Raw genomic sequence first — 15,484 nt, 5'->3', positions numbered from 1 at the left:
TGCCGCAAACAACCCCCATGAATGAATGTCGATTGGTTCCGGTTCAGTCGATCTTCCCGTCCACGATGTGAATGCGGCGATCCATGCGCGCCGCCATGTCGAGATCATGCGTAACCGCCACGACGGTCTTGCCGCGCTCGCGCACCAGGTTCTCCAGAGTTGCGAAAACCTGCTCGGAGCTCTTGCTGTCGAGGCTCCCCGTCGGCTCGTCAGCGAGGATAAGCGGCGGGTCGTTGGCGAGCGAGCGTGCCACGGCGACGCGCTGACGTTGGCCTCCCGAGAGCTGGTCAGGCCGCTTGTCGAGATGTTCGCCAAGCCCGAGGGATGAAAGTAACTCCCCGGCCCGTTCGCGCATCGCAGGCCGCGCCAGTCGGCCCAGCTTGCGCATTGGGATTTCGACATTTTCGAGCGCCGTGAACTCCGGCAGCAGAAAATGAAACTGGAATACGAAGCCCAGCATCGAAAGCCTGGTCCGCGCGCGCTCCCTTTCATTCATCGGGTCGGTGTCGCGGCCGCCTATTCTCAACGTCCCAGCGGTCGGCCGGTCGAGCAGGCCGAGCAGATAGAGCAATGAGGATTTGCCAGAGCCGGATGGACCGGTGACGGCGACGAACTCTCTCTCGTTGATCGCGAGCGTGATGTCCTTGACCAGCGTAACGGGAACGATCTCAGGCAACACGCGCGTCAGTTTCTCGGTCTCGATGAGTGCGCTCATGACGCGCCTCTGATGATCTCAACGGGGTTCAGGCGCGCCGCACGGCGCGCCGGCAGGTAGCCGGCAACTGCCGCCGAACCCAGCGCGAACGCCGAGGCGATGACATAGTGCATCAAGCTCCAGGCGATCGGCAGCCGGGTCATCTCCTGGCCCGTCGCGGCAATCTCGAAACGCACCAGCGACAGGGCATAGGTCATCGAGACGCCGAGTATCCCGCCAAGCAGGGAGCCGGCTGCGCCGATCGCCACGCCTTCCAGCAGAAAGAGCCGACGCATGTCGGCCTCCGGAAAGCCAAGCGACTTCATGATGGCGATGTCGCGCGCCTTCTCATGCGTGATGGTAGAGATGATGTTGTAGATGCCGAAGCCGGCGACCAACATGATCGCGCCGACGACGGTGTACATGATGACGTTGCGCACGACGAGCGCTTCGAGGATCGATTCATTCGCCTGCTGCCACGCCACGGCCTTGTAGCCCAGTTCGGTCTCGGCACGGTGCGCCACCACCGGAGCGCGGTTGGGATCGTCGAGCTTGATGCGTATCTCGTTGATGGCGTTCGGCCGGGCGGAGAGGATCTGCGCGTTCTTCAGAAGCACATAGGCTTCACCTTCGTCGCGCGCGGTGGTGCCGGTGTGGAACAGGCCAGCGATCTTGAAGTTGCGCGTCAGCCCCTCGGAGGAAACCGCCGTTATCGTGTCGCCGTATCCGGCGCCGAGCCGGCTCGCCATCGTGTCGCCGATGAGCACGTTGTTGCCGCCTGCGGCAAGTGCCGAAAAGCTGCCTTCGACGAAGTCTCCGACGATCGGCGACACGCCGGACTCGCGCTCCGGTTCGATGCCAATGATCGCCGCGCCCACTTCGCGGCTGGAATAGCGGATCACACCCTGCGTTTTGAGGCTTGCCGCGAACCGGCCGGGAATCCAGCTTTCGAGCCAGGAGGTCGCAGCGGTCGGATTGATGATGCCGCGGCGATCGTCGCGCGGCCTGAGCCCGGAGATCGCGACCGTCGTAAAGGCATCCTCGGCAGGCTGGCGGCGGGCTGTGCGCTGCTCGTCGGAGATGTCGACATGCGGCATCGTGTCGACGAGTTGCCTGACGAAATCGTCCTGCCCGCCCTGCATCAGCGCCGCCATGGCGATGGAGAAGCCGACACCGACTGCAACGCCTATTACGGCAACCAGCGTCTGGCGACCGCGGCCGGCAATGTGCGTAACGGCGATGTCGAAGATAAGCGGCATCGTTGCTTTATCTCTCCTGGGCGGCGGTGATGCGCACGCGCGCCCCGTCGGCGAGGTCGGCGGGATAGGGCGAGATGACGCGAGCCTTCTCGTCGATACCTGCCTTCCCGCCGGTGTCCGGCAGGACCTCGATGCCATCGGTGCCGCGGATGCCCGTTCGGATTTCGCGCCGCCAAGCCTTGTCGCCTTCGACCATAAACACCTTGTTCCCATCCACCGCAACGGACGGGATCAACAGCGCATTTTTCGAAACGCGGATGACGATGTTCACGTCGGTCGACATGCCGATACGAAGCGGCGTATCGTCCGGCAGGCGGAAGCGGACGCGATAGGTCTTCGTTACCGGATCGCCCTTGGGCGTGATGCTGTCGACCACCGCTTCCAGGTTTTGTCTGAGGAACGCGTCCGATTTAAGCAGCGCGCGCTGGCCGATCTCAACCCGGGGGATGTCTTCCTCGTTGACCTCGGCGACCACCAGGAGCGGGTTCGGCTCGCCGACCCAGAATAACACCGTGCCAAGCTCGGCGACCTCACCCACCTCGCCGTCCTGCCTGAGCACGACACCGGCGTTCGGCGCACGTAACACGTAGGTGTCGAGCCGTGCTTTCTGTCCGGCAACCAGTGCTTCGATCTGGCCGAGTTCGCTCTGTGCACGATCGAGCGCCTGCTGGCTCGCCGCACGCCTTTCGGCAAGCACCGTCAGCCGCCGGAGTTCTTCCTGGGCAAGCGCTTGACGCGCTTCGAGCTCGCCAAGCACGGCCCGGGCCTCGCTGTCGTCTAGCCTGGCGAGCACGTCGCCTTGTGCAACCCTCGACCCCTCGCAATTACATTGCTCGACGATCCTCTCGCGGACCACGGGAGTCACCTTGGCCCAGGTTCGCGGCTCGACGGAGCCACTCGCGTAAACGATTTCCGCTGCGTCGCCGCGTTGTGGCGTTACGACCGAAACCTTAGCCGGCTGCCACAAATACCAAGCGGCGAAGGCAGCCGCCGCCGCGACAAGAATGATGCCGACAATCCAGCGTATCCGTCGCAAGTAACTCTCCCTCCATCATCGAATCCGAACGTCGGGCAGAGGCAGACATAACACTAGACCGACCGTCGGTCTATAAAAGTTGCATAAGCAAACGGTTCGTGCTCCTCTTGCCCACCTGTACTTTTGCGAGGTCGATGTTGCCCCGAGTGATAAAGCCGCCGGAGATACGATCCGCCGAGCTCCTCGACTGTGCCCAGCGGCTTTTCTTCGCGCATGGCTACGACAATACGACGGTGAACGACATCATTCGCGAGGCCGGTCTGTCGAAGGGCGCGTTCTATCACTACTTCGCATCGAAAGAGGCTCTGCTGGAGGCACTCGCCGCACGTCTCGCGCGCGACAGTTTCACCGAGTTGAAGCCCGTGCTCGACGATCCATCACTTGACGGGCTTGGCCGGCTTAATGCGCTCTTTGCCGGCTCACGGCGGCTGAACGTCGAGCTTGCCCCGCAATTGCGGAATACGTTCTTCGTCCTGTTCCGGCCCGAGAACCTCGCCCTCTTCCATCGGGTCGACCAGGCTGCCAGGGAACTGGCCAGACCGATAATCACCGATCTGCTTCGGAAGGGAAGCGAGGAAGGCATACTCGACGTGCCTGACCCGGAAGCTTTTGCCGAGATGCTTTTGCAGCTGCGGCTGATCTTTCGCGATGTGATGCACAGTGCCTTGCGGCAGGCCGAACGGGGCAATATCGAGGAAGCAGCGAGGCTGCTCGACGACCGGCTGCGGCTCTATGGCATCGCAATCGACCGGCTTTTGAGATTGCCCGATGGAACGATAGAAGCGGCGCAACCCGGTTTTGCCCGGGCTTTCCTCGAAGCAGGCCCGTGATCCGCCAGGCCCGCCAAGCCGCGGAGCAGCAATTCACCGCCTCGGTAGATCGGGCCCACGCCGATCCAGCGACTCCTACTGCCATGAGAGGGCTTTGCCGGTGTTGTCCAAATCAGAAGCTCGTTGTCACCGAGCGCGGCGCCAGCTAGGTGTTCGCTGCCTCAGTCGAGGTGCTGTGACTTGGCCGCCGGGCACCGCGTTCATGGCAGGGTGCAAAATGAACGTTCATCGCCTCAGCGCATGCACGCTATCAATATTTTCGCCGCCCATCGGCAGTGCCATGTCGTCGTCGAGCAAGCGTGTGATGCGGGCGAAGCCGGCAAAAGCCTTCCTAGCTTCTTCTGCCGACATCCGGCCCGCCAGAGCCGCAGAGCAGCAATTCACCGCGCACTGGTAGACTGGCCCACGCCGGCCTATTGGCCATTTACGCAAGAACCCCATCGCTTCGGCTACACTATAAATTTCTTCGGCAGGGCTTTCCTGCCCGCGCGAAATCCGCACAGGCGTAAAGAATTGCAGGCGATCCATCGTTTCCTCCCGGTCGATCGCTACGTGCCTGATCGAACCTTGTTAAACTTACGGCTGACCACTTGGTTCCGGCAAACAGGGCCCGATGCTAAAGATGAGGCCGGGCCAAGACGAAGTCTCTCATATCGTTCGACCGAAATCGAATCACCAAACGTGACAAGCGTGCGACGAACCGTTGCGCGCCGATAAGCGTGACTTTCATCGAATGCCTATAAGGGCCAAAGCCGGCAAATCAATCGGTTGCCAGGTTCCCTCGCGCTACGGGGAAGACGGCGAGTCCCGCCGGAGCCGGGACGGCGAAGGCATGACATAATTTTCTCCTTCTCCCCTTGCTTGTGGGAGAAGGAGAAGCCTACCCGCCGGCCATCTCGGCCAGCTTGCGCACCGTGTTCCAGTTGCGCGAGGTGCCCACGCCGAGCCGCTTATGGCTTATCGCCGCCAGCAGACGCGAACTTGGCGTCTCGCGGGAAAAGAAGATCCAGATGTCGCCGCCGACGGCCTGCATTCGCTCATCGTTGCCGACATAGGCCTCCAGCGCCTCGACGGCCTCAGCGGGAACGGGCTTGCGCATCACGCGCACCGCTACCTGATCCGGCGCGGCAGCCGATTCGGCGGGAAACGGATTGCCGGCCGCAAGCTTCAACCAGTCATCCGCGCGGCGCACGATGATGTCGACATGGCGGCCGAAGGTCTTTTCGAACGCCGTCTCCAACCGGCGCTCCAGCGCGGCAAGTTCTGTCTCTTTCGTCTCGAAGACCAGATTGCCGGTCGCCACCAGTGTGCGCGGGTTGTTCAGCCCCAGGCCTCCTGTCATGGCCCTGAGATCGGACATGACGAGACGCCGCCCCTCGCCCAGGACGATGCTGTAAAGCAGAGCGACATAGGTTTGCATGACGGCCGGTGGCAGCCTAGACCAGCCGCGACTGTTCCACCGCGGCCTCTATGAAGCTGGCAAACAGCGGGTGCGGGTCGAGTGGCCGGCTTTTCAGCTCGGGATGATACTGCACGCCGATGAACCAGGGATGGTCGGGGTATTCGACCGTTTCCGGCAGCACGCCGTCGGGCGACATGCCGGCAAAGACCAGGCCGCAATCCTCGAGCCGCTCCTTGTAGTCGACATTAACCTCATAGCGGTGGCGGTGGCGCTCGGAAATCTGCATGTCACCGTAGATGTCGGCGATCTTCGAGCCCTTGGCGAGGTCCGCCTGATAGGCGCCGAGCCGCATGGTGCCGCCGAGGTCGCCAGTTTCCCTGCGCTTCTCCAGCATGTTGCCTTTCAGCCATTCGGTCATCAGGCCGACGACCGGTTCCTCGGTCGGACCGAATTCGGTCGACGAGGCATGCTCGACGCCGGCCAGCGAGCGCGCTGCTTCGATGCAAGCCATCTGCATGCCGAAGCAGATGCCGAAATATGGCACTTTTCGCTCGCGGGCGAACTTCGCCGCCAGGATCTTGCCTTCAGCGCCGCGCTCGCCAAAGCCGCCGGGCACCAGAATCCCGTGGACCTTTTCCAGCCACGGCGCCGGATCTTCCTTCTCGAATATCTCGCTCTCGATCCAGTCGAGCTTGACCTTAACGTGGTTGGCGAGACCGCCATGCGACAGCGCCTCGATCAGCGATTTGTACGCGTCCTTGAGGCCGGTATACTTGCCGACGACGGCGATGGTCACCTCGCCTTCCGGATTGTGAATGCGGTTGGACACCGCTTGCCAGGGCTCCATGCGCGGCTTCGGCGCCGGATCGATGCCGAAAGCGGCCAGCACCTCCGAATCCAGCCCTTCATTGTGATAGGCCATCGGCACGTCATAGATGTGCGGGACGTCGAGTGCCTGAATGACCGCGCTCTCGCGAACATTGCAGAACAGCGACAGTTTGCGGCGCTCTTCCCTGGGGATGGGACGGTCGGCGCGGACCAGCAGAATGTCGGGCGCAATGCCGATGCCGCGCAATTCCTTGACCGAATGCTGGGTCGGCTTGGTCTTCAATTCGCCCGCCGTTGGAATGTAGGGCATCAGCGTCAGGTGCACGTAGACGGCGTTATTGCGCGGCAGATCGTTGCCGAGCTGGCGGATCGCCTCCAGGAACGGCATCGCCTCGATGTCGCCGACCGTACCGCCGATCTCGCACAGCACGAAGTCATAGTCGTCATTGCCGTTGAGAATGAAGTTCTTGATCTCGTCGGTGACGTGCGGAATCACTTGCACGGTGGCACCAAGATAGTCGCCGCGCCGCTCCCGCTCGATGATGTTCTTGTAGATGCGGCCTGTGGTGATGTTGTCCTGCTGGTTGGCCGAGCGGCCGGTGAAGCGCTCATAATGGCCAAGATCGAGATCGGTCTCGGCGCCGTCGTCGGTCACGAAGACTTCGCCATGCTGGTATGGCGACATCGTGCCGGGATCGACATTGAGATAGGGATCGAGCTTCTTTATGCGCGCGCGATAGCCTCGCGCCTGCAAGAGAGCCCCAAGGGCCGCTGCAGCGATGCCTTTTCCGAGTGAGGAAACCACGCCGCCTGTGATGAATACATATCGCGCCATGGGAGTCATCGCTTAACGCGGCCGAATTGATTCCGCCAGAGAAAAAACCGCCGCGAAGGCTTTTTCCCAAGAAGGCGCCCTGGTGATGCTCGAACCAAAACAAAAGGGCCGGCGAGACCGGCCCTTTGGAATAGTCCGTTAAGTCGTCAGATGATGACGACCTTGGTGCCCACTTTCACCCGGCGGTAAAGGTCCATGACGTGCTCGTTGATCATGCGGAAGCAGCCATTGGAGGCGCTCGTTCCGATTGACTGCGGCGCGATGGTGCCGTGAATGCGCAGATGGGTGTCCTTCTTGCCGTCGTAGAGATAGATGGCGCGCGCGCCGAGCGGATTTTCGCCGCCGCCGGGCATGCCGTCCTTGTACCGGCCATAATTCTTCGGTTCACGCTTCTGCATCTCGAGCGTCGGGATCCAGCGCGGCCATTCCTGCTTGTCGCCGACGGCGACCGTGCCCTTGAACTGCAGGCCGTCACGACCGACTGCAATCGCATAACGGCGGGCGGTCCATGAGGATTCGACGAGATAGAGGCGGCGCGCGCTGGTATCGATAACGATGGTGCCGGGACTGTAGCCGGTGAATTCGACCTCTTGCGGCACGAACTCCGGCTTCACCTTGAACTGCTTCTTGGCTTCCTTCCTGGCGAGTGCGGCATCGAGAGCGCGGGTTTCGGGGAGCAGCGACATCGACGAGGACGTGCCGCCGAACAGACCGGCGAAGAGCCCGACGCTCTGCGGCTTCTGTCCAACCGGCTCGCTGCGCAATTCACCGTTGTTGCCGGTCAACGCGACGTTCATGGCCTCGGCGGAAACCGGCTCGGCCGACTGGATCGGTGCGATCGGTTGAACCGGTTCGATGATCTTGACGGTCTTCTTAGCCGGCTTGCCGTCGGCCAGCTGGGCCTGAGCAGCGGAATCCTTCTTGGCAAGCCCCTTCTTGGCACGGAACGCCTGCCGTTCCGCGTCGGCCTTGGCTTTGGCCGCCTCGCGCATCGCCAGCTTCCTGGCCTCAAGCGCCTTGGCTCGAGCGGCCTCTTTGTCGGCCGCGATCTTGGCTTCGATCTTGCTGATCTGGGCAAGATCGTCCGCGGTCGGGTTTTTCTTCTTCTTGAGGAGCCTTAGCTGCGCCGTATCGCTTTTGGCGGCGACGTTGACGACGTCAGTTGTTACTGCGGTTTTAGAGGCCGAATTACCCGCCGGCATGGCCGCGTAAGCGGGCCCACCAAGGCTGAGCACGGCACAAAGGCCGGCTAATATGAAGCTGCGAAGCTGCATGGCGAAGATCCGATCGTTCAATGCTTGTTGCCCACGGCGTCGCCCGGCGTCCCCCAAGGACGCCGAAAGTGCCGCGCGCAATCTATAATCGATTAATCGAAGACGCCTCAAGCGCCCTGTCGTGCCGTGCCCGGTCGAATCCTCGGGATAGTGCGGCATTTGCCGCGACTGTGTTCAAACAACAACAGATCGCGGCGCCGGACGTCTGCTGATTACTGGTTTGGAACCTGCGGCGTTACTGGCAGGGTGACGCCGTTTGTGGCCGGCGGCGTGGTCGAATCCGCCGCGGGCGGCGCAGCGGGCGCCGGGGCTGCGGCATCATTGCCGGTAGGCGGCGTCGGCGCCGTATTGCCGGAAGGTGGTGTCGGCGCCGTGGTGCCAGGCAACTGATTGAGCACGCCGCCCCCGCCGTTCGTCACAGGCACACGATCGAGAATATCGATCGGCTTCTCGCCATAACGGGCGACGATCGACAATGTCAGCGAGGTGGCGAAGAAAGCCGCCGCCAGGATCGCCGTTGCCCTCGTCAGCGCGTTGGCCGCGCCGCGCGCGGTCATGAAGCCCGAGCCGCCGCCGATGCCGAGGCCGCCGCCTTCGGAGCGCTGCAGCAGCACCACGCCGACAAGAGCGAGCACGACCATGAGGTGGACGACGATCAGTACGGTTTCCATAGTTTACCCTGGCAAAGCCTTGCGCGGCCGCGGATACGGCCGGTGATTTGGAGGCGGCTCAATACAATGCTTTGACGGCATTTCCAAGCCCGTGGCCGGAATATGGGAAGCAATGCGCCCTTTGCAACGATTTCCGCTGCGGCACAGCCTATCCGAAGTGCCCGATAGCCTTTCGATGCTACGAGATATTTCGATAGGCTTCGGCGATACCGAGAAAGTCCGCCGCCTTCAGACTGGCGCCGCCGACCAGCGCGCCGTCGACATTTTTCACGCCGAGCAGTTCGACCGCGTTCGACGGCTTGACCGAGCCGCCATAGAGGATGCGCATCTTTGCCGCCGCGCTGCCAAGCTTTTCCGACAGTTTTTCGCGAATATGCGCATGCGCCTCAGCAACGTCGGCGGCGGTCGGCGTCAGTCCAGTGCCGATCGCCCATACCGGCTCATAGGCTATGACGGTGTTCGACGACGTGGCGTTGGGCGGCACCGAGCCGGCGACCTGGCGCGACAGCACATCGAGCGTGGCGCCCGCCTCGCGCTCGGCTCTCGTCTCGCCGATGCAGATGATGGCTACCAGCCCGGCGCGCCACGCGGCGGCGGCCTTGCCCTGTACAAGGGCGTCGTCCTCATTGTGATCGGCGCGGCGTTCGGAATGGCCGACGATGACGTGGCTAGCGCCCGCATCTTTCAGCATCTCGGCCGAAATGCAGCCGGTATGGGCGCCGCTCTCCTCAGTGTGGCAATCCTCGCCTCCGGCCCGGACCGGCGTGCGCGACAAAATCTCTGCCGCATGCGCAAGCAGCGTCGCCGGAACGCAGACCAGCGCTTCGGTCTCCGCATCGAGCCCGCTCATGAAGCCGTTGGCGATCATCCTGAGTTCGTTGAGCGAGGCGCTGGTGCCGTTCATTTTCCAGTTGCCGGCGACCAGCGGGCGGATTCCTGGCGTCATGAGATTTGCTTCTCCGGGCAATATTTGGCTGCGTCCTCACTACCAAACTCAGCCCACAAAGCAATCGACAGTGAGCCGGAAGGACGCTATTGCGCTTGTTTCAAACTCGGCGCATGCGAAAATGCGCAAAAATCGGAAGTGACCATGCTTAGTATCTTGAGAAGCGCGGCGGGGACCTGGGTCGCGAAAGCGCTGCTGATATTGTTGGTGTTGAGCTTCGCCGTCTGGGGCATTTCCGGGCAGATGGTCGGTGGTTTTGCAGGCCACGATGCCGTTATCACGGCCGGAGGCACCAAAGTGTCGATCAACGAGTATCGCCTCGCCTATGATCGCCAGATCAGCGTGATGTCGCAGCAGTTCGGCCAGCGCATCAGCCGTGAGCAGGCGACGGCGCTCGGCCTCGACAACCAGGTGCTGGCGCAACTCGTGTCGGGTGCAGTCCTCGATGAGCAGGCGCGCAAGCTGGGGTTGGGGCTCTCCAAGGACCGGCTGGCCCAACTCACGCATGAAGACCCGGCCTTCAAGGGTCCCGGCGGCACCTTCGACCGGAGGACGTTCGAATACATACTGCAACAGGTCGGCATGCGGCCGGAAGACTATCTGACCAATCGCGCCCAGGTGGCGGTGCGCCAGCAGATTGTCGAGGCGGTTTCGGACGGCCTCAAGGCTCCGAATACTTTCTTGAAGGCAGTCGCGCTCTATCGTGGCGAAGACCGCACCATCGAGTATGTGACCTTGCCGAAATCGCTGGTCGAGCCGATTGAAGCGCCATCCGACACTGCGCTTTCGACCTATTTCGAGGAAAACAAGAAGACCTATGCGGCGCCCGAATACCGCAAATTCTCCTATGTCAGGCTCGAGCCGCAAGACATCATGGATCCGACTGCCGTGACTGACCAACAGGTCAGCGACGACTACGACAAGAACAAGGGGCGCTACACCACGCCGGAAACGCGCGCCATCGAACAGCTCGTGTTCAAAACGCCTGATGCCGCGAAGGCCGCGCTCGATTCACTCAAGACCGGCGCTACCTTCGACAAGATCGTCGCCGCCGAGGGCAAGACGCAAGCCGACACGCTGCTCGGCACGCTGTCCAAGGACAAGATCGCCGACAAGGCGGTGGCGGATGCCGCGTTTGCGCTCAATGTCAACGAAGTCAGTCCGGTCGTTCAGGGCGCCTTCGGTCCGGTGCTGCTGCGCGTCACCGACATCAAGCCCGAAGTGGTGAAGCCGCTGGCCGAAGTGTCCGCAGATATCCGCAGGGATCTGGCGCTGGGCGAGGCAAGCCGCATTCTGTTGGACGTGCATGACAATTACGAAGATATCCGCGCTTCGGGCAGCACGCTCAAGCAAGCGGCCGAAAAACTGAAGCTGAAGGTCGTCACCATCGACGCGATCGATCGCACCGGCCTGAGGCCGGACGGCACCATCGTCAAGGACCTGCCGGAATCGCCGGAGCTCATCAAGGCGGTGTTCGACGCCGAACCCGGCACCGAGAATCCCGACCTCACCACCGCCGACAACGGCTTCGTGTTCTACGAGGTGGATTCGATCACGCCGGCCCGCGACCGCACGCTGGATGAAGTCCGACAGAAGGTGGTGGCCGACTGGACGGCGGCGGAAACGACCAAGCGGCTCACCGCAAAAGCGGACGAGCTCGAAAAGCGTCTCAAGGCCGGCGCCACGCTCGACGTAATCGCGAGCGAGCTCAAGCTTGAGAAGCAGACCAAGCGCGGCGTCAAGCGCGAGGCGGACGACGTCGATTTCGGCAAGGAAGGGGCGGCTGCGATGTTCGGCGAAGGCGAAGGCGGGACCGGTTTGATCCCCTCGCCCACCGGCGACGGACAGATCCTATTCAAGATCGCCGAAGTCTTCGAGCCTGCCGGAGCCGACGCCAGCTCGGTGCCGGACGACGCGCAGAAATCGTTCACCGCCGGCATGTCCGACGACCTGCTCGACCAGCTGGTGGCGCAGCTGCAGACGCAGTACGACGTTCGCATCGACCAGACCGCCGTTGCCCAAGCCCTGACCAGATGAGCGCGCTCAAGACCCATATCGCTAAGGTCGCCACCGGCAACTCCCTTTCCTTTGAGGAGGCGCGCGAGGCCTTCGACATCATCATGTCGGGCGACGCTACGCCCGGCCAGATCGGCGGCTTCCTGATGGCGCTGCGCGTGCGCGGCGAGACGGTGAGCGAGATTTCCGGCGCCGTAGCCACCATGCGCGCCAAGATGCTGCGCGTCGACGCGCCCGCTGGCGCCATCGACATCGTCGGCACCGGCGGCGACAATTCGCACAGCGTCAACATCTCGACCGCGTCCGCCTTCGTCATCGCCGCCTGCGGCGTGCCGGTGGCCAAGCACGGCAATCGCGGACTATCATCGCAGACCGGCGCCGCCGACGTGCTGACCGCGCTCGGCGTCAAGATCGATATCCCGCCGGAAACGATCGGCCGCTGTATCCACGACACAGGCGTCGGCTTCATGTTCGCGCCGGCGCATCATCCGGCGATGAAGCATGTCGGCCCGATCCGCGTCGAGCTCGGCACCCGCACCATCTTCAACCTGCTTGGCCCGCTCTCCAATCCGGCCAGTGTGAGCCGGCAGATGGTCGGCGTCTTCTTGCCGGAATGGATCATGCCGGTGGCCGAGACGCTGAAGGCACTGGGCGCCGACCACGCCTGGGTCGCCCATGGCGACGGCTATGACGAGATCACCACCACCGGTGAGACCCAAGTGGCCGAACTGGTCGGCGGCGAGATCCGCAGCTTTACACTGACCCCGGAAGCGGTCGGGCTGAAGCGGCACACCAAGGACGAGTTGCGCGGCGGCGACGCCGCCTACAACGCCCAGGCGCTGCGCGATATGCTGGACGGCGCTGCCGGCGCCTTTCGTGATACGGTGCTGATGAACGCCGGCGCCGGACTGGTGGTGGCGGGCAAGGCGACGACGCTTGCCGACGGCATGGCGACGGCAGCGCAAGCCATCGACAGCGGCCGGTCGCTGAAAGTGCTCGACCGGCTGGTCGAGATTTCGAACGGATAGAGCCGTGTCTGATATCCTGCGCAAGATCGAAGCCTACAAGCGCGACGAGATCGCCGCGGCGAAGGCGCGCGTGCCGCTTGCCGAGATCAAGGCGCGGGCGAAGGACACCGATGCAGCGCGCGGCTTTCTCTCGGCTCTTGAAGCCAAGCGCAAATCCGGCAGCTTCGCGCTGATCGCCGAGATCAAGAAGGCGAGCCCGTCCAAGGGCCTTATCCGCGCCGATTTCGATCCGCCGGCACTGGCCAGGGCCTATGCAAAAGGTGGCGCCGCCTGCCTTTCGGTGCTGACCGACGCGCCGTCTTTCCAGGGTGCGCCTGAATTCCTCACCGATGCGCGCAACGCCGTGACATTGCCCGCCTTGCGCAAGGATTTTCTGTTCGAGCCTTATCAGGTGTTCGAAGCCCGCGCGTGGGGCGCTGATGCCATCCTGATCATCATGGCGAGCGTCGATGACGCCGTGGCCAGCGAACTCGAAACGACGGCGTTCGAACTCGGCATGGACGCGCTGGTCGAAGTGCATGACGAGGCCGAGACGGAACGCGCGCTGAAACTGTCATCGCGGCTGATCGGCATCAACAACCGCAATCTCCGGACGTTCGAAACCAGCATCGAGACCTCGGAGCGGCTCGCGAAGATGGTGCCGGCAGACCGCCTGCTGGTCAGCGAGAGCGGTATTTTCTCGCACGAAGACTGCCGCAGGCTGGAAAAAAGCGGCATTGTTACCTTCCTCGTCGGCGAAAGCCTGATGCGGCAACAGGACGTGGCCACTGCGACCCACCTGCTTTTGACGGGCAAGGCGCCGGCTCATGCATCGGCCCGAAGATCGGATTCGATTTTTGGAGAGCACGATGCGTAGATTTAGAGGGTTAGAGCGTACTTTGTGCGTCCAAACGGACGCACGTCGCTCTAAGGCTGACTGACGATGACGGCCGCCCTCACCCATCTTGCCGCACAGGGTGAAGCCAACATGGTCGATGTCGGCGACAAGGCTGAGACGACGCGCACGGCGATCGCCCAGGGTCTTGTCTCGATGCTGCCGGAGACGCTGAAAATGATTCTCGACGGCGATGCCAAGAAGGGCGACGTGCTGGGCACGGCGCGCATCGCCGGCATCATGGCGGCCAAGAGGACGCATGAGCTGATCCCGCTCTGCCATCCGCTGCTGTTGACCAAGGTATCCGTTGACATCGAACCGGACGCGACGCTGCCAGGCCTGAAGGTCACGGCGCTAGCCCGCGTCACAGGTAAGACCGGCGTCGAGATGGAAGCGCTGACCGCCGTCTCGGTCGCCTGCCTGACCATCTATGACATGGCCAAGGCGGTCGACCGCGCCATGGTGATCTCGGGCATTAGGCTGGTGGAAAAGACCGGCGGCAAATCCGGCGACTACAAGGCGGACGCCAAGGGGGCAGGCCAATAATGGCACTGCTTCCGGTCGCCGAGGCGCTCGAGCGCCTGCTTGAGGATGCTGCGCCCTTGCAAGCTGAATGCGTCGCCCTTATGGACGCCGCCGACCGCGTGCTGGCGGAGCCGCTTCTGGCGCTCCGCACCCAGCCGCCGTTCGACGCGTCCGCCATGGACGGCTACGCCGTGCGGGCCGAGGACGTCGCGTTCGTGCCCGCAAGACTTTCGGTGATCGGCATGGCGCCAGCCGGACGCGGCTTTGCCGGAACAGTCGGCCCGGCGCAGGCCGTGCGCATCTTCACCGGCGCGCCGCTTCCTGCAGGCGCCGACACCATCGTCATCCAGGAGAATGCCAGGGATCTCGGCGGCGGCAGCGTCGAAGTGACCGCGTCGACGGTCGAAGGCCGCAACATCCGCCGCCTCGGGCTCGATTTCTCGAAGGGCGACGTTCTGCTGGAGAAAGGCCGCCCGCTTGATCCGGCGGCATTGTCGCTGGCGGCGTCGGCCAACCACCCGCAGGTCAGCGTGGTGAAACGGCCGCTGGTCGCCATCATCGCCACCGGCGACGAATTGCTGCCGCCGGGCAGCAACCTTGGCCCCGACCAGATCATCTCGTCCAATGCCTATGGCGTCGCCGCCGCGGCCCGCTCGGTCGGCGCCAGCGCGCTCGATCTCGGCATCGCCCCCGACCGCAAGGAGGCGATCGCCACGCTGGTGAAACAAGCGGTCGACGCAGGCGCCGACGTCATCGTCACGCTGGGCGGCGCCTCGGTCGGCGACCATGACCTGGTCCATGACGTGCTGACCGGTGAAGGCATGACGCTCGATTTCTGGAAAATCGCCATGCGGCCCGGCAAGCCGCTGATGTTCGGGCGGATGGGCGACATCCGCTGCATCGGCCTGCCTGGCAATCCGGTGGCGAGCCTGGTCTGCACGCAGCTCTTTCTGAAGCCGCTGCTTGCGCGGCTCGGCGGCCGCGCCTTCCGGCAGGACATGCGTCAGGCGCGGCTCGGCGCCGCCATGTCGGCCAACGATCTCAGGCAGGACTATGTACGCGCGGTGGTGAAGGAAGAAGCCGGCACGCCACTGGCAACCCCGTTCGGCATCCAGGATTCCTCGATGCTCAAAATGCTGGCCGACGCCAACGGGCTGATCGTGCGCGAGCCATTCGCTCCCCCAGCCGCGACGGGAGCCGCGTGCAGCGTGCTGATGCTACGCTGAACAAAACGTCAACACATTCATTAAACTTTAAACGGTTGCG

General features: G+C 63.2%; 15 protein-coding genes. 6 read left to right on the top strand and 9 right to left on the bottom strand.

Annotated features, from left to right (window positions below):
• Positions 1-43: 43 nt before the first annotated feature.
• Genes EN807_RS28175 through EN807_RS28165 form a run of 3 tightly spaced genes read right to left on the bottom strand, consistent with a single transcriptional unit; the run spans position 44 to position 2,989 of the window.
• Complete coding sequence (locus tag EN807_RS28175) at positions 44-715, bottom strand: ABC transporter ATP-binding protein (RefSeq protein WP_065008558.1); 672 nt, start codon at positions 713-715, stop codon at positions 44-46.
• Positions 712-1,953, bottom strand: a complete 1,242-nt coding sequence (locus tag EN807_RS28170; protein WP_135937550.1) for an ABC transporter permease — start codon at positions 1,951-1,953, stop codon at positions 712-714. The genes EN807_RS28175 and EN807_RS28170 overlap by 4 nt, the downstream gene beginning before the upstream one ends.
• Positions 1,954-1,960: 7 nt before the next feature.
• Entirely contained in the window at positions 1,961-2,989 is a 1,029-nt protein-coding gene (locus EN807_RS28165; protein ID WP_065008701.1) for an efflux RND transporter periplasmic adaptor subunit, read from the bottom strand.
• A 146-nt stretch (positions 2,990-3,135) separates the two neighbouring features.
• Between EN807_RS28165 and EN807_RS28160 the strand changes: the two genes are divergently transcribed.
• Positions 3,136-3,819 (top strand): TetR/AcrR family transcriptional regulator, encoded by a 684-nt coding sequence (locus EN807_RS28160; protein WP_246684386.1) that lies wholly within the window; start codon positions 3,136-3,138, stop codon positions 3,817-3,819.
• Positions 3,820-4,044: 225 nt separating this feature from the next.
• On the opposite strand, the gene EN807_RS28155 is transcribed toward EN807_RS28160, so the two are convergent.
• The 6 genes from EN807_RS28155 to tpiA all read right to left on the bottom strand — a co-directional run bounded on the left by EN807_RS28155 (position 4,045) and on the right by tpiA (position 9,775).
• Positions 4,045-4,347 (bottom strand): DUF982 domain-containing protein, encoded by a 303-nt coding sequence (locus EN807_RS28155; RefSeq protein WP_135937549.1) that lies wholly within the window; start codon positions 4,345-4,347, stop codon positions 4,045-4,047.
• Between the two features lie 352 nt (positions 4,348-4,699).
• Positions 4,700-5,239, bottom strand: a complete 540-nt coding sequence (locus EN807_RS28150; protein ID WP_135937548.1) for a DUF1697 domain-containing protein — start codon at positions 5,237-5,239, stop codon at positions 4,700-4,702.
• A 16-nt stretch (positions 5,240-5,255) separates the two neighbouring features.
• Complete coding sequence (locus tag EN807_RS28145) at positions 5,256-6,893, bottom strand: CTP synthase (RefSeq protein WP_135937547.1); 1,638 nt, start codon at positions 6,891-6,893, stop codon at positions 5,256-5,258.
• Positions 6,894-7,030: 137 nt separating this feature from the next.
• Positions 7,031-8,158 carry a L,D-transpeptidase gene (locus EN807_RS28140; RefSeq protein ID WP_135937564.1) on the bottom strand — a complete coding sequence of 376 codons (1,128 nt, stop codon included), beginning with the start codon at positions 8,156-8,158 and terminating at the stop codon, positions 7,031-7,033.
• A 212-nt stretch (positions 8,159-8,370) separates the two neighbouring features.
• Positions 8,371-8,829, bottom strand: a complete 459-nt coding sequence (gene secG, locus EN807_RS28135; RefSeq protein WP_135937546.1) for a preprotein translocase subunit SecG — start codon at positions 8,827-8,829, stop codon at positions 8,371-8,373.
• 178 nt (positions 8,830-9,007) lie between these two features.
• Entirely contained in the window at positions 9,008-9,775 is a 768-nt protein-coding gene (gene tpiA, locus EN807_RS28130; protein WP_135937545.1) for a triose-phosphate isomerase, read from the bottom strand.
• A 144-nt stretch (positions 9,776-9,919) separates the two neighbouring features.
• Between tpiA and EN807_RS28125 the strand changes: the two genes are divergently transcribed.
• From EN807_RS28125 to glp, 5 genes are all read left to right on the top strand, one after another.
• Positions 9,920-11,812, top strand: coding sequence for a SurA N-terminal domain-containing protein (locus tag EN807_RS28125; RefSeq protein WP_135937544.1), 1,893 nt, complete (start codon positions 9,920-9,922; stop codon positions 11,810-11,812).
• Positions 11,809-12,819: an anthranilate phosphoribosyltransferase gene (gene trpD, locus EN807_RS28120; RefSeq protein WP_135937543.1), complete on the top strand. Its 1,011-nt coding sequence runs from the start codon at positions 11,809-11,811 to the stop codon at positions 12,817-12,819. Before EN807_RS28125 ends, trpD begins: the two co-directional genes overlap by 4 nt.
• A 4-nt stretch (positions 12,820-12,823) precedes the next feature.
• Positions 12,824-13,675: an indole-3-glycerol phosphate synthase TrpC gene (gene trpC, locus EN807_RS28115; protein ID WP_135937542.1), complete on the top strand. Its 852-nt coding sequence runs from the start codon at positions 12,824-12,826 to the stop codon at positions 13,673-13,675.
• A gap of 66 nt (positions 13,676-13,741) precedes the next feature.
• Positions 13,742-14,239 (top strand): cyclic pyranopterin monophosphate synthase MoaC, encoded by a 498-nt coding sequence (moaC, locus tag EN807_RS28110; RefSeq protein WP_127317812.1) that lies wholly within the window; start codon positions 13,742-13,744, stop codon positions 14,237-14,239.
• Complete coding sequence (glp, locus tag EN807_RS28105; protein WP_135937541.1) at positions 14,239-15,444, top strand: gephyrin-like molybdotransferase Glp; 1,206 nt, start codon at positions 14,239-14,241, stop codon at positions 15,442-15,444. Before moaC ends, glp begins: the two co-directional genes overlap by 1 nt.
• The last annotated feature ends 40 nt before the right edge of the window (positions 15,445-15,484 follow it).

Origin of the sequence: Mesorhizobium sp. M5C.F.Ca.ET.164.01.1.1, assembly GCF_004792125.1 — a bacterium.
In the GTDB taxonomy this organism is placed as follows: Bacteria; Pseudomonadota; Alphaproteobacteria; order Rhizobiales; family Rhizobiaceae; genus Mesorhizobium; species Mesorhizobium wenxiniae.
The sequence above is the reverse complement of the archived record's forward strand: the minus strand, read 5'-3'. Positions and strand labels throughout refer to the sequence as shown.

Bases quoted from the DNA above. Each gene is read 5' to 3' on its own strand.
- EN807_RS28175 (WP_065008558.1), bottom strand. From the start codon at position 715: ATGAGCGCACTCATCGAGACCGAGAAACTGACGCGCGTGTTGCCTGAG.
- EN807_RS28170 (WP_135937550.1), bottom strand. From the start codon at position 1,953: ATGCCGCTTATCTTCGACATCGCCGTTACGCACATTGCCGGCCGCGGT.
- EN807_RS28155 (WP_135937549.1), bottom strand. From the start codon at position 4,347: ATGGATCGCCTGCAATTCTTTACGCCTGTGCGGATTTCGCGCGGGCAG.
- EN807_RS28150 (WP_135937548.1), bottom strand. From the start codon at position 5,239: ATGCAAACCTATGTCGCTCTGCTTTACAGCATCGTCCTGGGCGAGGGG.
- EN807_RS28145 (WP_135937547.1), bottom strand. From the start codon at position 6,893: ATGACTCCCATGGCGCGATATGTATTCATCACAGGCGGCGTGGTTTCC.
- EN807_RS28140 (WP_135937564.1), bottom strand. From the start codon at position 8,158: ATGCAGCTTCGCAGCTTCATATTAGCCGGCCTTTGTGCCGTGCTCAGC.
- secG (WP_135937546.1), bottom strand. From the start codon at position 8,829: ATGGAAACCGTACTGATCGTCGTCCACCTCATGGTCGTGCTCGCTCTT.
- tpiA (WP_135937545.1), bottom strand. From the start codon at position 9,775: ATGACGCCAGGAATCCGCCCGCTGGTCGCCGGCAACTGGAAAATGAAC.
- EN807_RS28125 (WP_135937544.1), top strand. From the start codon at position 9,920: ATGCTTAGTATCTTGAGAAGCGCGGCGGGGACCTGGGTCGCGAAAGCG.
- trpD (WP_135937543.1), top strand. From the start codon at position 11,809: ATGAGCGCGCTCAAGACCCATATCGCTAAGGTCGCCACCGGCAACTCC.
- moaC (WP_127317812.1), top strand. From the start codon at position 13,742: ATGACGGCCGCCCTCACCCATCTTGCCGCACAGGGTGAAGCCAACATG.
- glp (WP_135937541.1), top strand. From the start codon at position 14,239: ATGGCACTGCTTCCGGTCGCCGAGGCGCTCGAGCGCCTGCTTGAGGAT.